The organism is Streptomyces radicis (assembly GCF_003626575.1).
Classification (GTDB): domain Bacteria; phylum Actinomycetota; class Actinomycetes; order Streptomycetales; family Streptomycetaceae; genus Streptomyces; species Streptomyces radicis.
This window is the reverse complement of the sequence record NZ_RBDY01000056.1, coordinates 1-14,897: the sequence shown is the minus strand read 5'-3', so window position 1 is coordinate 14,897 and position 14,897 is coordinate 1. Positions and strand designations below refer to the sequence as shown.

Below are 14,897 nucleotides of genomic sequence, written 5' to 3'. Positions count from 1 at the left end.
CGACTGGTTCTCCTCGTGACGGAGCACAGGATCAGACGAAGGCCGCCCTCATGTCAGGCGAATGCCCAGGTGAGTGACCACGTTCGGGACACCGTTCGAGGCCAGAAGAAAAAGAACAAGCTTACGCTGGGGCGGATGCCCTTGTGAAACGGCGCACACTTTGTGTTGAACAGAACGTGCCCCGTTTCAGAAGAGACCCCGACCCCCTGTAAGCGGCGGATAAGCACCGGCCCGCTACATCAGCTCAACGTGCGCGCGGTGAACGACGAGAGCGGCGGCCAGGGCAGGCCCGAAGGGTGCGCGCCACCGCAACCGACCACCGGCAAACCGGCCAAAGACCACCGCAAGCGGCCGCGCCCGTATGGCGAACGGTCCCAGACACCCGCAAGCCAACCGGTTACCGAGACGGCCGCACACCCGACGCCCCCTCCCCCGTAGGTGCCATCGGTAACCCGCACCGCCCCACAACCGACGTTCGGCAGACGGCGAACGGGAGGACGTCCAGCCAGTAGCCGCCCCAACACCGCACCTGACGCATGTCTCGGGGCTGCGGGGCGCCCCGCACCTCTCGGTCCCCGAGGGGCGCGAGGACCGGGAGATCCGCTGGCGCATCACGGCGAACGGCCAGGGGGCGGCGGAGGGCACGGCCCGTTGGCTGACCGAGTACGAGACCCGGACGGATCTCTCCGTGGACGGCGCCCCGCGCGAGTTCGCCCTGGCGGCCGAGTGGGACGGCCCGACCGCGGCCTGTCCCTCGTTCTCCGTGGCCCGGGACCTGGAGACCTCGAATTTCCCGTTCCCCTTCCGAACGCCTCACGCCGAGTCGCGTATCACCAGGCGACAGGGCAAGTACCGGGTGCCGGGCCGGGGTTGGCCGTCGATCGCCTCGAGCAGGCGGACGGCCGCGGCGCGGCCGAGCTCGCTCAGCTCCATGTCGACCGTGGTGAGCGGCGGGCGGCAGGCCGTCGACATGACGTCCCAGTTGTCGAAGCCGACCAGCGCGATGTCCTCGGGAACGCGCTTTCCCAGCTCCCGCAGGCTGTCCGCGGCGCCCCTGGCGATCTGGTCGCTGCCGCAGAACACCGCGTCGCAGCGCGGCTCCGCGTGCAGGATGTGCTGCACGGCCTGGCGGCCCCATGGCTCGTTCCACTCACCGAACAGGACGTGGCCGCCCGCGGGTTCGAGCCCGGCCTCCGCCAGGGCCTCCCTGAAGGCGTCCGCCCTGGCCTGCGAGGAGTGGTGGCGGGCCGGGCCCGTGATGTGCGCGACGCGCGTGCGGCCCGCGGCGATCAGGTGGCGCACCGCGTCCCGCGCGCCCTGCCGCTCGTCGGGAGCCACCGACATGTCGTCCTCGCTCGTGGAGGGCGCCATCGCGTAGACCACGGGCACATCGAGGAACTGCCGCAGCGGCGGCCGGGGATCGGTGCGCCGACCCGCCACGATCAGGCCGTCCACGCGGCGGGACGCCAACGCCTTGAGATGGTGCCGCTCCCTGATGGCGTCGCCCCTGGTGTCGCACAGGAAGACCGAGATCTCCCCCGCGCCCAGCGCGTCCTCGGCGCCGAGCAGGACCGGCAGGCTGAAACGCCCCACGTGGTCCGTGGTCAGCAGCCCCACGGTGAAGCTGCGCCCGCTCAGCAGGCTGCGGGCCATCTCGTTGGGCCTGAAGCCCAGCCGCCGCGCCGCCTCCGCCACCCTGGCGCGGGTCTCCTCGCGGAGCTTGCCGCGGTTGTTCAACGCCTTGGACGCCGTGCCGACCGACACCCCGGCGAGCGCGGCCACATCGGCGATGGTGACCCGCGCGCGCCGCGCGCCGCCAGGGTCGCGCCGCCCCGCGTCGGCGGCCCGCGCATCGCGCCCCCTGGCGCCTGACTCTGTGAGATCGGTTTCGGACAACCCTTTTCCTGCTCCCTCCCCCCACAGCCGTGGGCCGTTCCGCTCCTGTGGGTGGCACATGGTAACGCGCCACCGGCATCGCAGGATCATACTCCGCGCAGACCCCTTGACCCACCGATCAGGGGAGCCCTAGATTCCAGGAGCCGAGGGAGGCAACCGTTTTCCTTCAGTTGCCCGATCCCCCTCCGCGACGAGCCGAGCACCCTCAGGGAGCATCCGCAATGACCGCCAGCACCGGCCAACTCTCCGGACCCCTCCTGCCGACCGACTCCTCCGCCACGACGCTGCGCCCCGTGGCCGCCGCCCGGGTCACCGGGGGGTTCTGGCACGCCCGCCGCTCGGTGAACGCGGCCACCAGCGTCCCCGCGGGTCACCAGCGGCTGATCGAGGCGGGCAATCTGCACAATCTGCGCCTGGCGGCGGGGACCGCGACGGGCAAGTACGTCAACACCCTGCCGTTCCTCGACTCCGACGTGTACAAGTGGCTCGAGGCGGTGGCCTGGCAGCTCGGCGACCCGGGCACGGGGGCCGCCGAGTCCGCCGAGCTCGCGGGACTGTTCGCCGAGGTGACCGAGCTGCTCGCGGACGCGCAGGAGCCGAGCGGCTATCTCGACTCCTTCTACCAGGTGGTCCGCCCCGACCGGCGCTGGCAGGAGCTGGAGTGGGGCCACGAGCTGTACTGCGCCGGACATCTCATCCAGGCGGCCGTCGCGCACACGCGGGCCACGGGCCGCACCGAACTCCTGGCCATCGCCCGGAAGTTCGCCGACCACATCGACGCGGTCTTCGGCACGGGCGAGGGCCGCGTCGACGGGGTGTGCGGCCACCCGGAGATCGAGACGGCCCTGGTGGAGCTGTTCCGCGTCACCGGGGAGCGCCGATACCTGGAGCTGGCACGGTACTTCGTGGACCGCCGCGGCCATGGGCTGGTGCCCGAGGGCCGCTTCGGGAGCCGCTACTGGCAGGACCATGTGCCGGTGCGGGAGGCCGACGCGGTGGCCGGGCACGCGGTGCGGCAGCTCTATCTGCTCGCCGGGGTCGTCGACGTGTACGCGGAGACCGGCGACGCGTCGCTGCTGGCCGCCGCCGAGCGCTGCTGGGAGGAGATGGCGGCCGAAAAGACCTATCTGACGGGCGGGTTGGGGTCGCGGCACACCGACGAGGCGTTCGGCGACCCGTACGAGCTGCCGTCGGAGCGCGCCTACACCGAGACGTGTGCGGCCATCGCCTCGGCGATGCTCAGCTGGCGGCTGCTGCTGGCCACCGGCAAGGCCCGCTACGCCGACCACCTGGAACGGGTGCTGTTCAACGGCTTTCTCGCCGGCGTCGCGCTCGACGGCGAGCACTACTCCTATGTCAACCCCCTGCATGTCAGGGATGGTTACGTGCCCTGGGGCGGGGACCGCGGGGCGTTCCGCACGCGTTGGTTCCACTGCGCCTGCTGCCCGCCCAACGTGATGCGGCTGCTCTCCTCGCTGCCGCACTACCTGACCGCGAGCGACGGCGAAGGGCTGGTCGTCCACCAGTACGCGACCGGCTCCTACGCGGCGGAAGGGCTCGCCGTCGAGGTCGCCACCGACTACCCCTGGCGCGGGCGGATCGAGGTCACCGTCACCGGGAGCCCGGACGCCGACCGGACGTTGACGCTGCGCGTTCCGCACTGGGCGGCGGGGCGCTGGACGGCGAACGCGGCGGGCGAACGCGTGGGCGCGGACGCGGAGAGCGAGGGCTGGCTGCGGATCCGGCGCCGCTGGCGGACCGGCGACACAGTCGTGCTCGACCTCGACCTGGCGCCCCGGCTGACCGCGCCGCCCTCACGCGCCGACGCGCTGCGCGGCTGCCTCGCCATCGAACGTGGACCGCTTGTCTACTGCACCGAGCTGGCCGACCATCCCGCGGGCACCGCGCTCGACGACCTGCGGATCGACCCGGCCGTCCCGTTGCGCGAGACCGCGGAGCCCGGGCTGCTCGACGGCGTCGTCACGGTCACGGGGGCGGCCGTGACGCCGCCGCCGGTGCTGGGCCTGGACTGGTGGCCCTACGGCCCGGCGAGCGGCGAGCGGGATCAGGCCGAACGAGCGGGCGCGGCACGGGAGTTCACCGCGATTCCCTACCACCTGTGGGGCCACCGCGAGCAGGGCGCGATGCGGGTCTGGCTGCCGGTCATCGGCAGCGATCCCGCCCTCGCCGACCCTGGCGGGCCCGCCGCGCCGAACGGCTCGGTCCGGTGAACGTCGGCCCCCGCCGCGGCGTTCGCCCCGGGCGCGCGGCGGACGGTGGGGGCGGTTCCTCGCGGCGCTGCTGACCGGGTGCGCCCTCGCCGCGGCCACCGGCTGCCGCGGCGGGGGCGACCCGGGCGGGCCCGTGACGCTCAGCCTGTGGGCGCGCTCCGACCAGCAGGGGTTCAAGGGCGAGGTCGTCGACCGGTGGTCGAGGGCGAGGCGGGCGACGAGCGGCCCGTGGTCGGCGAAGACCCGGCCGTGGCCCAGGCGTTGGAGCTGTACCGCACGCTCTGGCACGAGGACCTCGCGACGCCGCAGTCCGCGGCCGACTCGGAGGCGCAGGCCCTGACCCTCTTCGGCGGTGGCAGCGTCGGCATGTACCCGAGCGGCTCGTTCTCGCTTGAGGAGCTGGGGTCCACCTATCCGGACCTGGACTTCGGGGTCACGCCCATCCCTGGCCCGGACGGCGGGAGTTCGTCGTTCGCGGGCGGTGACGACATCGCCGTCACGAGCGACTCCGAACACCCGGACGTCGCCTGGCGGTTCCTCGAATGGGCGGTCGAGGCCGACACCCAGCAGATGATGTCCGAGGTGGGCACCGTGCCCGTGCACGCCGATGTGACCCTCGGCCCCTACAGCGACCGGGGCCCCGAGTACGCCGTGCTCGGCGAGGCCATGGTCAACGGGCGCACCATTCGCAGCGTCCAGGAGAACGCTCTCTTCAACGCGAGCACGTCGCCCTGGGTGACCATGATCGCGCAAGGCGTCTTCGGGGAGAGTCCGGACAGCGTGGACGACGCCGTCTCGGAGGCCCAGGACGCCATGGCCAACATCCTGTCCCGCGGCTGAGCCGCCCAGGGAGAATCCCATGAATCGCTCTCCCGGCGGCAGCGTCGCCGCCGCACCCGCACCCTCGACCACCGTCACGGCCCGCGTTCGCCGCAGGGGCTCCTCGCGCGCCAACGGGGCGCTGGCCCGCCGCCGTTCACTGACCGGGCTGCTGCTGATCAGCCCCGCGCTGCTGCTCGTCGGCGTGTTCTTCCTGTGGCCGCTCGGCATGACGGTGTGGATGTCGTTCCACCGCTGGCCGCTGCTCGGCACCCCCGAGTGGACGGGGCTCGACAACTACGCGGCCATCCCGGGCAACGAGACGCTCACCGTCGTCCACTGGATCTACAACAGCACGTTCGCCAACTTCCAGCTCGGCTACGGGTCCGCGCTCTCCGTGCTGCTCCTGGTGCTTCTGCTGATCGTCAACGGTGTCCAGCTCTTCCTGCTGCGCGACCGCGACTGAGCCGCCCGCCCGTCCACCGATCGGAGAGCCGATGTCCGCCACCGCGTTCACCTGGACGGTGTGCTCGCTCATCGCGGTGATGTTCCTGCTGCCGCTCGTGGCGCTGCTCGTCACCGTCATCAAGAGTCCGGAGGCGGCCGCCGCGAGCCCGCCCGCTTACCTGCCCGACGGCGTCTCCACCGAGAACTTCGCCGCGCTGACCGAGAGCCGTGCGGGGCTGTGGCGCTATGTCGCCAACACGTTCCTCGTCTCGTGCGGAACGGTGCTGCTGACCGTCGTCGTGGCCACGCTGGCGGGCTACGGCTTCGCGCGCTTCCGATTCCCGCTGCGCGAGCCGCTGTTCGTGACGGTGCTGCTGTGCATGATGATCCCGTTCCAGGCGATCCTCACACCGCTCTACATGGTGCTGCGCTCCCTGCACCTCCAGAACTCGTTGATCGGCCTGGTGTTCGTCTACGCGACGTTCCAACTGCCGATCTCCGTCTTCCTGATGCGGAACTCGTTCCAGCAGATCCCCGAGACGCTGCCCGAGTCCGCCCAGATCGACGGCTGTTCGAGCCTGTCCGCGCTGTGGCGGGTGCTGCTTCCCGTGGTGCGGCCCGGCGCGGTGTCGGTGGCGCTGTTCGCGTTCTTCTCCGCCTGGAACGAGTTCCTGGCCGCGCTCGTCCTGCTGTCCGACGAGGCGAAGTTCACCCTGCCGATCTTCCTTTCCGCGCTGGCCTCGGGGCAGTTGGGCAGCATCAACTGGGGCGTGCTCGAGGCGGGGGTCCTCGTCACGATGGTGCCGTGCGCGGTGATCTTCCTCATTCTTCAGCGGTACTACGTCAGGGGGTTGGTGGCGGGGTCGGTCAAGTAGGGCCCCGGTGCGCGGTGTCGGCGGCGGCCCATGCGGGACATGGGCGCACCGCGCGACACGCTCAGTCGATCGCGATGAGCTCGACCTCGAACCGAAGCGTGGCATCGGCGGGAATGACGGGAGGAAAACCCCGGCTCCCATACGCGTAATCCGGGGTGCAGATCAGGGTCGCCTTCTCCCCGACCGACAGCTGGGGCACGCCCTCGTCCCACCCCTTGATGACCTTGCCGACGCCGATCTGCGTCACGAACGGGGCCCCACGATCGCGGGACGAGTCGAACTTCGTGCCGTCCTCGAGGGTCCCGACATAGTGAATCCGCACCGTGTCCCCCGGCTTGGGGAAGCTCTGGCCGTCTCCGGGAGACAGGCGTTCCAACGTGACACCCATGCGTGCCGCCTTCCGCTAGATGATCAGCGACCACACTACTTACCGTGCCGACCGAGAGGCGCCCCGGCCCCGGACCGGCGCACCGGGCCCTCCGTGGCCGCCCCCGCCCGACACACACCCCTCGCACACGGGTGCGTAACCTACGCCTCGTCACCACAGCACCGGCCCACCGACGAGGAGACGCCCGATGACCGACCAGCCCGAGCCGGACGACGACGCCCCGAAGGCCGTCCCCACGATCGACGCCTCCGTGCCCCACTCCGCACGCATCTGGAACTACCTGCTCGGCGGGAAGGACAACTACCAGGCCGACCGCGACGCGGGCGACCGGGTCGCGGCCGTGTTCCCTGGCATGGTCCAACTCACCCGTCACTCCCGGGCGTTCATCGGCCGCGTCGTGCGCCACCTGGCGGAGGAGGAGGGCATACGCCAGTTCCTCGACATCGGCACGGGCCTGCCCACCTTCGACAACACGCACGAGGTCGCCCAGCGCATCGCGCCCGAGAGCCGCATCGTCTACGTCGACAACGACCCGCTCGTCCTCGTGCACGCCCACGCGCTCCTCACCAGCACACCCGAGGGCGCGTGCGACTACGTGCACGCCGACGTGCGCGACCCGGAGCTCATCCTCGAGGAGGCGGCCCGCACCCTCGACTTCGACAAGCCCGTCGGCCTCATGCTCATGGGCATCCTCGGCCTGGTGCCCGACTTCGACCAGGCCCGTTCCGTCACCGCCCGCCTGCTCGACGCCCTCGCCCCCGGCAGCTTCCTCGGCCTCAACGACGGCTCCACGACCGACCCCGCCTATGTCGAGGCGATCAGCCGCCACAACCGGGGCAACGGCGTCACCCCCTACACGCCCCGCACCCCGGAGCAGATCACCCGGTTCTTCGACGGCCTCGACCTCCTCGAACCCGGCGTCGTCACCTGCTCCCGGTGGAGGCCCGGCGTCCTCCCCTTCGGCCTCCCCGACCCCGTCGCCTGCCATGGCGGCCTGGCGCGCAAGGCCCTGCCGACGGCGCCCGCCTGATCCAGTACACGTGCTCGAGCGCGCAGCACCGGCAGCTCGGGCCGACGACCGTCTGACCGGCCACGGCACGGAGGGGGCGGCCGCTTCCACGGCCGCCCCCTCCCGCTCAACGGATTCCCCGCCGGTGGTAAGGCGCCCAGCGGGCGGCCCACAGGACGGTGGTGGCGTTGATGGTGAGCGACTGCCCGTCGTGGCGCAGGGCGGCGTCCCAGAAGGAACGCGGTCGCAGCCCTGGTGGGTCGGCGCGCCAGACGGTCACGGTGGTGCCACGGCCCAGACGAACAGGTGGCCCGAGGTGAGTCGCAGCCTCACCCCTCCGTGGACATGGTTCATCGATTTGACTTCCTCCCCCGCCTAAAGGCGGGGGGTTCCAGCGGTCGCCCGCTGGGGTTCCTGTTTCATCGACGACCGCCTTGTCCGGGAGGACTCCCGTTGAGGTCTTACACCGTCTCCACAGGCTGCTGCCGCCAGCCCGGCGGCCAGGATGGTGCGTGCCGCGTTCACGTCACGGTCATGCACCGCGCCGCACTCGCACGTCCACACGCGGACGTTCAGCGGCGGTTTCCCGCGGACCGTGCCGCAGGCCCCGCACAGCTTCGAGCTGGGGAACCATCGGTCGATCACCACGAGGTCACGCCCGTACCAGGCGCACTTGTACTCCAGCATGAAGCGAAGCTCCGTCCAGGCCGCGTCCGAGATGGCGCGCGCGAGACGCCCGTTCTTCAGCAGGTTGCGGACGGTGAGGTCCTCGATCACGACCGTTTGGTTCTCACGGACGAGCCGAGTGGTGAGTTTGTGGAGAAAGTCCCGGCGCCGGTCGGCGATCCGCGCATGGACCCGGGCCACCTTCCGGCGGGCCTTCTCACGGTTGGCCGAGCCCTTCGCCTTACGGGACAACTCCCGCTGCGCGCGGGCCAGGCGCGTACGGTCACGCCGCTCGTGCCGGGGATTGGCGATCTTCTCCCCGGTGGACAGGGTCACCAGGGAGGTGATGCCCGCGTCGACACCGACCGCGTTCGTGGTCGCCGGGGCCGGGACCATGATGTCCTCGCACAGCAGGGACACGAACCAGCGGCCCGCCGCGTCGCGGGAGACGGTCGCGGTGGTCGGCTCCGCCCCCTGGGGCAGTGGACGCGACCAGCGGATGTCCAGGGGCTCCCTCATTTTCGCGAGTGTCAGTTGTCCATCGCGCCATGTGAAGGCGCTGCGGGTGTACTCGGCCGACGCGCGCGACTTCTTCCGGGACTTGTAGCGCGGGTACCCGGCGCGCTTGGCGAAGAAGTTGGTGAAGGCCGTTTGGAGATGCCTCAGGGCCTGCTGGAGCGGGACGGAGGACACCTCGCCCAGAAAGGCGAGCTCCCCGGTCTTCTTCCACTCCGTCAGCGCGGCGGAGGACTGCGCGTAGGAGACGCGGCGCTGCTCGCCGTACCAGGCCCGGGTGCGTTCCTCCAGCGCCTTGTTGTACACGAGACGGACGCAGCCGAACGTGCGCGACAGCTCGGCCGCCTGCCCGTCCGTGGGGTAGAAGCGGTACCTGAACGCCCGCTTGACCTGCCGCGCCATACCTCACAACCTATCAACCCCCATGTGACCCAAGGGTGTCGACCGGTGGCCGTGGACGCCGAATCGCCCCGACGGCGATTCGCCTTTCCCCGCCCTGCTCCGCAGGAGCCTCGGTTCCTCCCCGGCCTGAACGCCGGAGTATCCACCAAGGAGACCAGATGACCTTGAAGTGGCGCTCGCCGATGGTGAGAACATCTCCGGTGAGGATCGATGTCGAGGTGACCTCGATGCGGTGCACGGGGTGGCGGTGGGGCCGGAAGATGGCGGACTCCGGAAGCTCATCGTGATGGGGCGGGGGTCAGGGGTGGTGGTGCGGCCGTTCGGTCAGGTGCGGCGGGCGGTCGCGTTCGCTCTCGTCCGCGCGGGCCATGGCGTACAGGCGGCGCACGCAGCGGGGGCAGGCATAGGCGGGCGCGGTCGCGATCCCATCCGGGCCCGAGACGGACACGGGTCCGATCCAGACCACCGGCTGAACGGTCTGCGGGTCGCAGCCCAGCCAGCACCGGCCGTTCACCGGTTGGTCCTTGCCACGGTCGGGGTCGCGGAGGGAGAAATCGATGGCGCCGTTCACCGCGCCTCCCGAACGGCGTCGCACCCCCGCCGCGCGACCTCCCGCAGCCGCGCGACCGCGGCGCGGGCGTCGTCGTGGGCGGCGTGCAGCGCGTCGGCGTCGAGCGTGCGGTCCTTCGTGCGGGCCACGGCGGCCAGCAGCCGCCCGACCGGGGCGGCGAGCGCGGGTGACTCGCCCAACGGCGCGAGGTGGCGACCAGTTCACCGGGAACGATCTCCGGGTACGTCAGCCGCGTCCCGTCATGCGTGAGCGGGTGAAAGGTCAACGGGATCAACCGCTCGCGCACCAGGCAGCTCGCGCACGCGCGATGCACCCACCCACCCCCCGACCCGGCATGATGCACCGCCACCACCGTCAACGGCGGCACCACCGCCCGACACGACACACAGCACCCGCTCACGACCCACCACCGGAACACACATGCGTCGCCAGCGACGGAACGCGGTCGCGGCAGCCGAGACACAGGTCGAGCGGCATCGCGGGCGGACAATCCCGCCCGACGATCACCGTCATCGGCGGATCGTCGTCAAGCGGCGGCGGCGCGGGCGGCAGATGTTCGGGGTGTCCCGGCAGCCAGCTGATCTCGTCAGGTGTAGTCACCATCAGCAACTCACTCTGTTGGAATGGGTGATGACGGGACCAGACTGGCCCGGTTGACCGGTCCAGTCAAGAGGATCGCAACATCATGACCCCATCGGGTAGCGATCCGTCAACTCCCAGAGGTCGGCTGGCGTGACTCCCTCCTCGCAGACCAGCGGGCCATTCGCGTCAACCGCCGTGTGCATCGTCACGGCGACAGCGGCCGGACGAGCGACTTCGAGTAGCTCCGCTTCCTCCGCTGACGCCAGGCGTACCCGGTACACGTCCACGCCGCTGGACGGTGCCCGCCCGGTGACGCGCTTCACATAGGCGGTGGTCCCCTCGGCGATCGGCCCCGCATTGGCCAGCCGAGGGCAACTGGCCGCGATGTCTGGCGGGAACCATGCGACCACGACCGTGTGCGGAGCCCCGTCTTCCAGCAGCACCAGCCTGGCGCGACGAAGAGCTTTGTCCGTGTCCTCGAGGCGCAGTTCCTCCCGGATCCGCTGCGGCGGCTGCTCCATGGTCGGCTTCCCCAAGCGCCGGAACGGCCCGGCACCGCCGGTAGTCCGAGACCCGGAGCCGCGACGCCCCGCCGGGCGCGCCACGGGCATCTGGACCACCGTGAACCCGGCTCCCTGCCGAGCGACGACCACGCCGTCCGCGCGCAGGACATCCATCGCCTTGACCACAGTGGCGCGCGAAACATCGAACTGCTCGCAGAGATCCCTGCCGGAGGGCAGCGTGTCACCAGGACGGAACCGCCCCTCGGTGATCTGCTCGCGCAGGTAGTCCGCGATCTGTTCGTACTTCAATGCCATGGCCAGTCCCGAGACGAGTTGACAGGTTGACCGGTCAGGCTACCGTCCGGCCGCTACACCCACCGCACGATGGAGGACAGAATGCGCCCATGACCCAACCGCCGCCCGAACTCGCCTCCGAAGTGATGCGGTTCTATCAAGAGACGATCACCGAGGCCGACCGCCTGACCTCCTCAGCGGACGGCCAGCTGGAGCTGCTGCGGACACAGGAGTTGTTGCGCCGCGGCCTGCCCTCACCACCAGCCAGCGTCCTGGATGTCGGCGGCGGTCCCGGCACGCACGCCCGGTGGCTCATCGAAGACGGGTACCACGTCCGGCTCGTCGACCCCGTCCCCCGACATGTCGAGCAGGCACGAGCGCTGGTTCCGGGCTGCGCGGCCGAGCTGGGCGACGCACGGATGCTGGCCGCCGAGGACGCTTCGTACGATGTCGTTCTCCTGCTCGGCCCGCTCTACCACCTGATCGACGCCGCGGACCGCCGTCGCGCGCTCCGCGAGGCGTACCGCGTGCTCCGACCCGGCGGACTGCTCGCCGCGGCAGGCATCAACCGCTACGCCTCGCTGTTCGAGCACACCGCGTTCGCTCATCTCCACAAGCCATCAGTGCGTGACAGCATCGCCAGCATTCTGGCCAGCCGCATACATGACGGGAAGAAGGCGTTCACCGCGGCGTACTTCCACAGTGGTGAGGACCTGCGGAACGAGGTGAGCGAGGCCGGGTTCGCCGATGCTCAGGTGTTCGGTGTCGAGGGTCCGGCATGGGCCCTGCTCAAGGCCACGGAGCAGCACACCGGGGAATCCGTCGCGGATTCCGACCTGTTCGCGTCGGCGCTCACCGCGGCGCGGTTGGCGGAGCCGTACCCCGAGCTGCTGGCGGCCAGCTCTCATCTCCTGAGCATGGCCAGGCGCGAGCCCTGACTCCCACGCGGGCACGAGAAAGCTCCCGCCCACCGGCCCGGATCGCCGTGGACACCGGATCGGCGTGCACGCGCCGGGAGTTGACGCCTCGCCCGCCGCACCCGCGCGGCTCACCGCTTCCGCGCCGCGCCGCGCGGCGCAAGGCTCTCGCGGATCACCGGTCTGCCCGCCACCCGCAGGGGCCGGTGCGGTCCGGCGTCGGGGTCGACGACTCGGCGGATCGCCTCGGCGCCGACCCGGGCGAACGGCAGGGCGAGGGTGGTCAGGCGCGGCGTGACGTCGGCGGCAAGCGGGATGTCGTCGACCCCGACCACGGACGTGCGCCCGGGGACCGGCACCCTGGCGGCGCGGAGGGCGGCGAGGGCGCCGATCGCGACGATGTCGTTGACGGCGAGGATCGCGTCGATGTCACCGCCATCGGCGAGGAGGGCGCGCGTCGCCTCGTGGCCGCCACGGCGGCTGACCTCGCACGGCACGACGCGGACATCGGTGACCGGGTCGGGGTGGTCGGCGAGCCCGTCGAGGAAGCCCGCGACGCGTTCGGCGCCGGTGAAGTCCCCCTCGGGGCCGCCGAGTACGGCGACGCGGCGGTGCCCGTGGCGGGCGACGCACGCGCCGATCGTGCGGGCGCCGCCCCGGTCGTCGAAGCCGATCCGGGTGAACGGCAGGTCGCTCTCCCCCACGACGACCACGTGGCCGCCCTCGTCGGTGTAGGAGCGCAGGGCGTCGAGGAGTCGGCCGCCGAGCGCGGCGGCGTCGATGCGCCCCGAGGTGAGGACGAGCGCCCTGGGGCGCACGGCGCGGGAGACCTCGATCGCCCTGAGCTGCCCCTCGGGTGTGCCGCCGGTCGACGACACGGTGACGAACGCGCCCGCCGCTGACGCCTCGCGTTCCATCGCGGCGACCACGAGCGCGATCGTGGGGGTCGTCAGGTCGTCGGCGAGCAGGCCGATGGCGTCGCTGCCCCGCTTCATCGCGCGGGCGGCGGCGTCGGGCACATAGCGCAGCTCGGACGCGGCGGCGAGCACGCGCTCCTGGAGCTCCCGGCCGACGGGGCGGGCGCTGTTGCCGAGCACCCGGGACGCGGTCGCGATCGACACCCCCGCCCGTCGCGCCACGTCGTGCAACGTGACCGTCGGGCGTGGGCGTTGGGGCATGAACGTTCCTCTCCTTCGGGCCCGACCGCGCGGCCGGGCAGCGCCACGCGACCCTACCGGAGGGTGGGAGCGGCCAAGGCCCGCCGTTGACCGGCGCATTCGAGGGCGCTCAAGGGGCGCGGGTGTGAGAGCATCCGTGCCGTGCAGAAGGACCCGACCGGTCGAAGACCCCCTGGTGCGGCGGCCCGCGCGCGCGTGACGCTGCGCGATGTCGCGCGCGAGGCGGGGGTGTCGTACGCGACCGCGTCGCGGGCCATCCACCCCGGGAGCCGCAAGGTCAACGAGGCGGCGCGCGACCGCGTGCTCGCGGTGGCCCTGCGGCTCAACTACACGCCGCACTTCCCCGCGCAGGCGGTCGCCCGTGGCTCCACGGCGACGGTGGCGCTGGCCGTGAGCGACATCGCCGACCCCTATTTCTCGCTGCTGGCCGCCGGGGCCAGGGCGGCGGCCGACGAGGCGGGGCTCACCCTGACGTTGGCCATGTCGGGCCGCGATCCGGGGCGTGAGCTCGACATCGTCAGGCGGCTGCGCGGGCAGCGGCCCCGGGTGATCGTCGTGGCGGGCAGCCGCGTCGCCGAGAGCCCGCACCGCGAGGCGCTGGTCGAGGAGCTGCGGGCGTTCGAACGTGGCGGCGGGCGGGTGGCGTTGATCAGTCAGCCGGATCTGCCGTTCCCCACGGTGTCGCTCGACAACAGGGACGCGGGGCGGCAGTTGGCGGTGGCCCTGGCCGAACGCGGCTACCGGCGCGTCGCGGTGATCAGCGGGCCCGCCGGGCTGCGGACGTCGGCGGACCGGGTCGAAGGGCTGGCGCGCGGGGCGGCGGACGCGGGGATCGCGCTGGCCCAACGGGACGTTGTCGAGGGGGAGTTCACGCGCGAGGGTGGCCACGCGGGCGCGCTCGCGCTCGTGGAGCGCGGGCTCGGCGGGATCGACGCGATCGTCGCGGTCACCGATGTGATGGCCGTCGGCGCCATGTCGGCGCTGCGCGACGCGGGTGTGGTGCCGGGCCGTGATGTGGGGGTCGCGGGGTTCGACGACATCCCGATGGCCGTGGATGTGACGCCGGAGTTGACGACCGTGGCGGCGCCGCTCGGCCCGATGGGCGCCCGCGCGGTGCGGCTCGCGCTGGCCGGTCCGGCCGCCCCGATGACCGAGACGGCCGTGACCGGCGTCGTTCTCCGCGCGAGCACGCCGGGCCCGGGTCAGTCCGGATTGTCTGACTTGTCCGGCTTGTCCGGGGTGTAGGGCAGCGTGGTGCCGGGCAGCTCGTATTCGTCGCGGCGGCCGCACATGCCGTAGCCGCCCTCGCGGCTGGGGCTGGCGTCGAGCGCGGTGGCGTCGGCCAGATACGCCGGGTCGCCCGCCTCGAGGGCGTCGAGCTGGTCGCCGGTGCGCCGCGCGGTGGCCAGGGGACCCTCGCGCCACAGCTCACGCCACGCGGGGACCTTGACCCGCACCAGGCGGGCGGCGGCGCGTTGGAACTCCAGATACGGACCGTTGTCCCCGGCCGCCAACGCCTCCCGCAGCGGGAGGAACCCCTCGACGGCCAGATCACGGCGCCTGCGCGCCGCCGCCTCCGCCTCAGACCCCGACTTCGCCGGGA

The 14,897-nt window shown here is 71.8% G+C and carries 16 protein-coding genes and 1 pseudogene; 7 read left to right on the top strand and 10 right to left on the bottom strand.

What is annotated here, in order from left to right:
* Positions 1 to 813: 813 nt before the first annotated feature.
* Positions 814 to 1,791 carry a LacI family DNA-binding transcriptional regulator gene (locus D7318_RS32050; protein WP_230424321.1) on the bottom strand — a complete coding sequence of 326 codons (978 nt, stop codon included), beginning with the start codon at positions 1,789 to 1,791 and terminating at the stop codon, positions 814 to 816.
* Between the two features lie 326 nt (positions 1,792 to 2,117).
* Here D7318_RS32050 and D7318_RS32045 point away from each other — a divergent pair, with 326 nt between their 5' ends.
* The 4 genes from D7318_RS32045 to D7318_RS32030 all read left to right on the top strand — a co-directional run bounded on the left by D7318_RS32045 (position 2,118) and on the right by D7318_RS32030 (position 6,268).
* Positions 2,118 to 4,127 (top strand): glycoside hydrolase family 127 protein, encoded by a 2,010-nt coding sequence (locus D7318_RS32045; RefSeq protein ID WP_120700765.1) that lies wholly within the window; start codon positions 2,118 to 2,120, stop codon positions 4,125 to 4,127.
* A gap of 195 nt (positions 4,128 to 4,322) precedes the next feature.
* A complete protein-coding gene (locus D7318_RS32040) occupies positions 4,323 to 4,967 on the top strand; it encodes an extracellular solute-binding protein (RefSeq protein ID WP_183091710.1) in 645 nt (214 codons plus the stop codon).
* Between the two features lie 19 nt (positions 4,968 to 4,986).
* Positions 4,987 to 5,412, top strand: a complete 426-nt coding sequence (locus tag D7318_RS32035; protein ID WP_120700763.1) for a hypothetical protein — start codon at positions 4,987 to 4,989, stop codon at positions 5,410 to 5,412.
* 31 nt (positions 5,413 to 5,443) lie between these two features.
* Positions 5,444 to 6,268, top strand: coding sequence for a carbohydrate ABC transporter permease (locus D7318_RS32030; protein WP_120700762.1), 825 nt, complete (start codon positions 5,444 to 5,446; stop codon positions 6,266 to 6,268).
* Between the two features lie 61 nt (positions 6,269 to 6,329).
* On the opposite strand, the gene D7318_RS32025 is transcribed toward D7318_RS32030, so the two are convergent.
* Entirely contained in the window at positions 6,330 to 6,656 is a 327-nt protein-coding gene (locus D7318_RS32025; protein ID WP_120700761.1) for an FKBP-type peptidyl-prolyl cis-trans isomerase, read from the bottom strand.
* Between the two features lie 187 nt (positions 6,657 to 6,843).
* On the opposite strand from D7318_RS32025, the gene D7318_RS32020 reads away from it, so the two are divergent.
* A complete protein-coding gene (locus D7318_RS32020) occupies positions 6,844 to 7,686 on the top strand; it encodes an SAM-dependent methyltransferase (protein ID WP_120700760.1) in 843 nt (280 codons plus the stop codon).
* Between the two features lie 106 nt (positions 7,687 to 7,792).
* Here D7318_RS32020 and D7318_RS33255 read toward each other — a convergent pair whose 3' ends face one another.
* The 6 genes from D7318_RS33255 to D7318_RS32005 form a co-directional block, all read right to left on the bottom strand.
* Positions 7,793 to 7,945: a hypothetical protein gene (locus D7318_RS33255; RefSeq protein WP_183091709.1), complete on the bottom strand. Its 153-nt coding sequence runs from the start codon at positions 7,943 to 7,945 to the stop codon at positions 7,793 to 7,795.
* Between the two features lie 95 nt (positions 7,946 to 8,040).
* Positions 8,041 to 9,249, bottom strand: coding sequence for an RNA-guided endonuclease InsQ/TnpB family protein (locus D7318_RS32015; protein ID WP_120700759.1), 1,209 nt, complete (start codon positions 9,247 to 9,249; stop codon positions 8,041 to 8,043).
* Positions 9,250 to 9,547: 298 nt separating this feature from the next.
* Positions 9,548 to 9,820, bottom strand: a complete 273-nt coding sequence (locus D7318_RS33250) for a hypothetical protein (protein ID WP_183091708.1) — start codon at positions 9,818 to 9,820, stop codon at positions 9,548 to 9,550.
* A complete protein-coding gene (locus D7318_RS33245; protein ID WP_183091707.1) occupies positions 9,817 to 9,999 on the bottom strand; it encodes a hypothetical protein in 183 nt (60 codons plus the stop codon). The genes D7318_RS33250 and D7318_RS33245 overlap by 4 nt, the downstream gene beginning before the upstream one ends.
* 217 nt (positions 10,000 to 10,216) lie before the next feature.
* Positions 10,217 to 10,423 (bottom strand): hypothetical protein, encoded by a 207-nt coding sequence (locus tag D7318_RS32550; protein ID WP_147437903.1) that lies wholly within the window; start codon positions 10,421 to 10,423, stop codon positions 10,217 to 10,219.
* An 80-nt stretch (positions 10,424 to 10,503) separates the two neighbouring features.
* Positions 10,504 to 11,220, bottom strand: coding sequence for a GntR family transcriptional regulator (locus D7318_RS32005; protein ID WP_120700757.1), 717 nt, complete (start codon positions 11,218 to 11,220; stop codon positions 10,504 to 10,506).
* Positions 11,221 to 11,309: 89 nt separating this feature from the next.
* Here D7318_RS32005 and D7318_RS32000 point away from each other — a divergent pair, with 89 nt between their 5' ends.
* Positions 11,310 to 12,137 (top strand): class I SAM-dependent methyltransferase, encoded by an 828-nt coding sequence (locus D7318_RS32000; RefSeq protein WP_230424319.1) that lies wholly within the window; start codon positions 11,310 to 11,312, stop codon positions 12,135 to 12,137.
* Positions 12,138 to 12,247: 110 nt separating this feature from the next.
* Here D7318_RS32000 and D7318_RS31995 read toward each other — a convergent pair whose 3' ends face one another.
* Complete coding sequence (locus D7318_RS31995) at positions 12,248 to 13,294, bottom strand: LacI family DNA-binding transcriptional regulator (RefSeq protein WP_183091706.1); 1,047 nt, start codon at positions 13,292 to 13,294, stop codon at positions 12,248 to 12,250.
* A gap of 141 nt (positions 13,295 to 13,435) precedes the next feature.
* Here D7318_RS31995 and D7318_RS31990 point away from each other — a divergent pair, with 141 nt between their 5' ends.
* Positions 13,436 to 14,539, top strand: coding sequence for a LacI family DNA-binding transcriptional regulator (locus D7318_RS31990; RefSeq protein ID WP_120700755.1), 1,104 nt, complete (start codon positions 13,436 to 13,438; stop codon positions 14,537 to 14,539).
* Here D7318_RS31990 and D7318_RS31985 read toward each other — a convergent pair.
* Positions 14,497 to 14,897: pseudogene (locus D7318_RS31985) on the bottom strand (cupin); the annotation flags it as partial. The gene D7318_RS31990 and the pseudogene D7318_RS31985 overlap by 43 nt on opposite strands.

What these genes read in the sequence shown, in the direction of transcription:
- D7318_RS32045 (WP_120700765.1), top strand. Translation starts at nt 2,118, where the DNA reads ATGACCGCCAGCACCGGCCAACTCTCCGGACCCCTCCTGCCGACCGAC.
- D7318_RS32035 (WP_120700763.1), top strand. Translation starts at nt 4,987, where the DNA reads ATGAATCGCTCTCCCGGCGGCAGCGTCGCCGCCGCACCCGCACCCTCG.
- D7318_RS32030 (WP_120700762.1), top strand. Translation starts at nt 5,444, where the DNA reads ATGTCCGCCACCGCGTTCACCTGGACGGTGTGCTCGCTCATCGCGGTG.
- D7318_RS32025 (WP_120700761.1), bottom strand. Translation starts at nt 6,656, where the DNA reads ATGGGTGTCACGTTGGAACGCCTGTCTCCCGGAGACGGCCAGAGCTTC.
- D7318_RS32020 (WP_120700760.1), top strand. Translation starts at nt 6,844, where the DNA reads ATGACCGACCAGCCCGAGCCGGACGACGACGCCCCGAAGGCCGTCCCC.
- D7318_RS32015 (WP_120700759.1), bottom strand. Translation starts at nt 9,249, where the DNA reads ATGGCGCGGCAGGTCAAGCGGGCGTTCAGGTACCGCTTCTACCCCACG.
- D7318_RS32550 (WP_147437903.1), bottom strand. Translation starts at nt 10,423, where the DNA reads ATGGTGACTACACCTGACGAGATCAGCTGGCTGCCGGGACACCCCGAA.
- D7318_RS32005 (WP_120700757.1), bottom strand. Translation starts at nt 11,220, where the DNA reads ATGGCATTGAAGTACGAACAGATCGCGGACTACCTGCGCGAGCAGATC.
- D7318_RS32000 (WP_230424319.1), top strand. Translation starts at nt 11,310, where the DNA reads ATGACCCAACCGCCGCCCGAACTCGCCTCCGAAGTGATGCGGTTCTAT.
- D7318_RS31995 (WP_183091706.1), bottom strand. Translation starts at nt 13,294, where the DNA reads ATGCCCCAACGCCCACGCCCGACGGTCACGTTGCACGACGTGGCGCGA.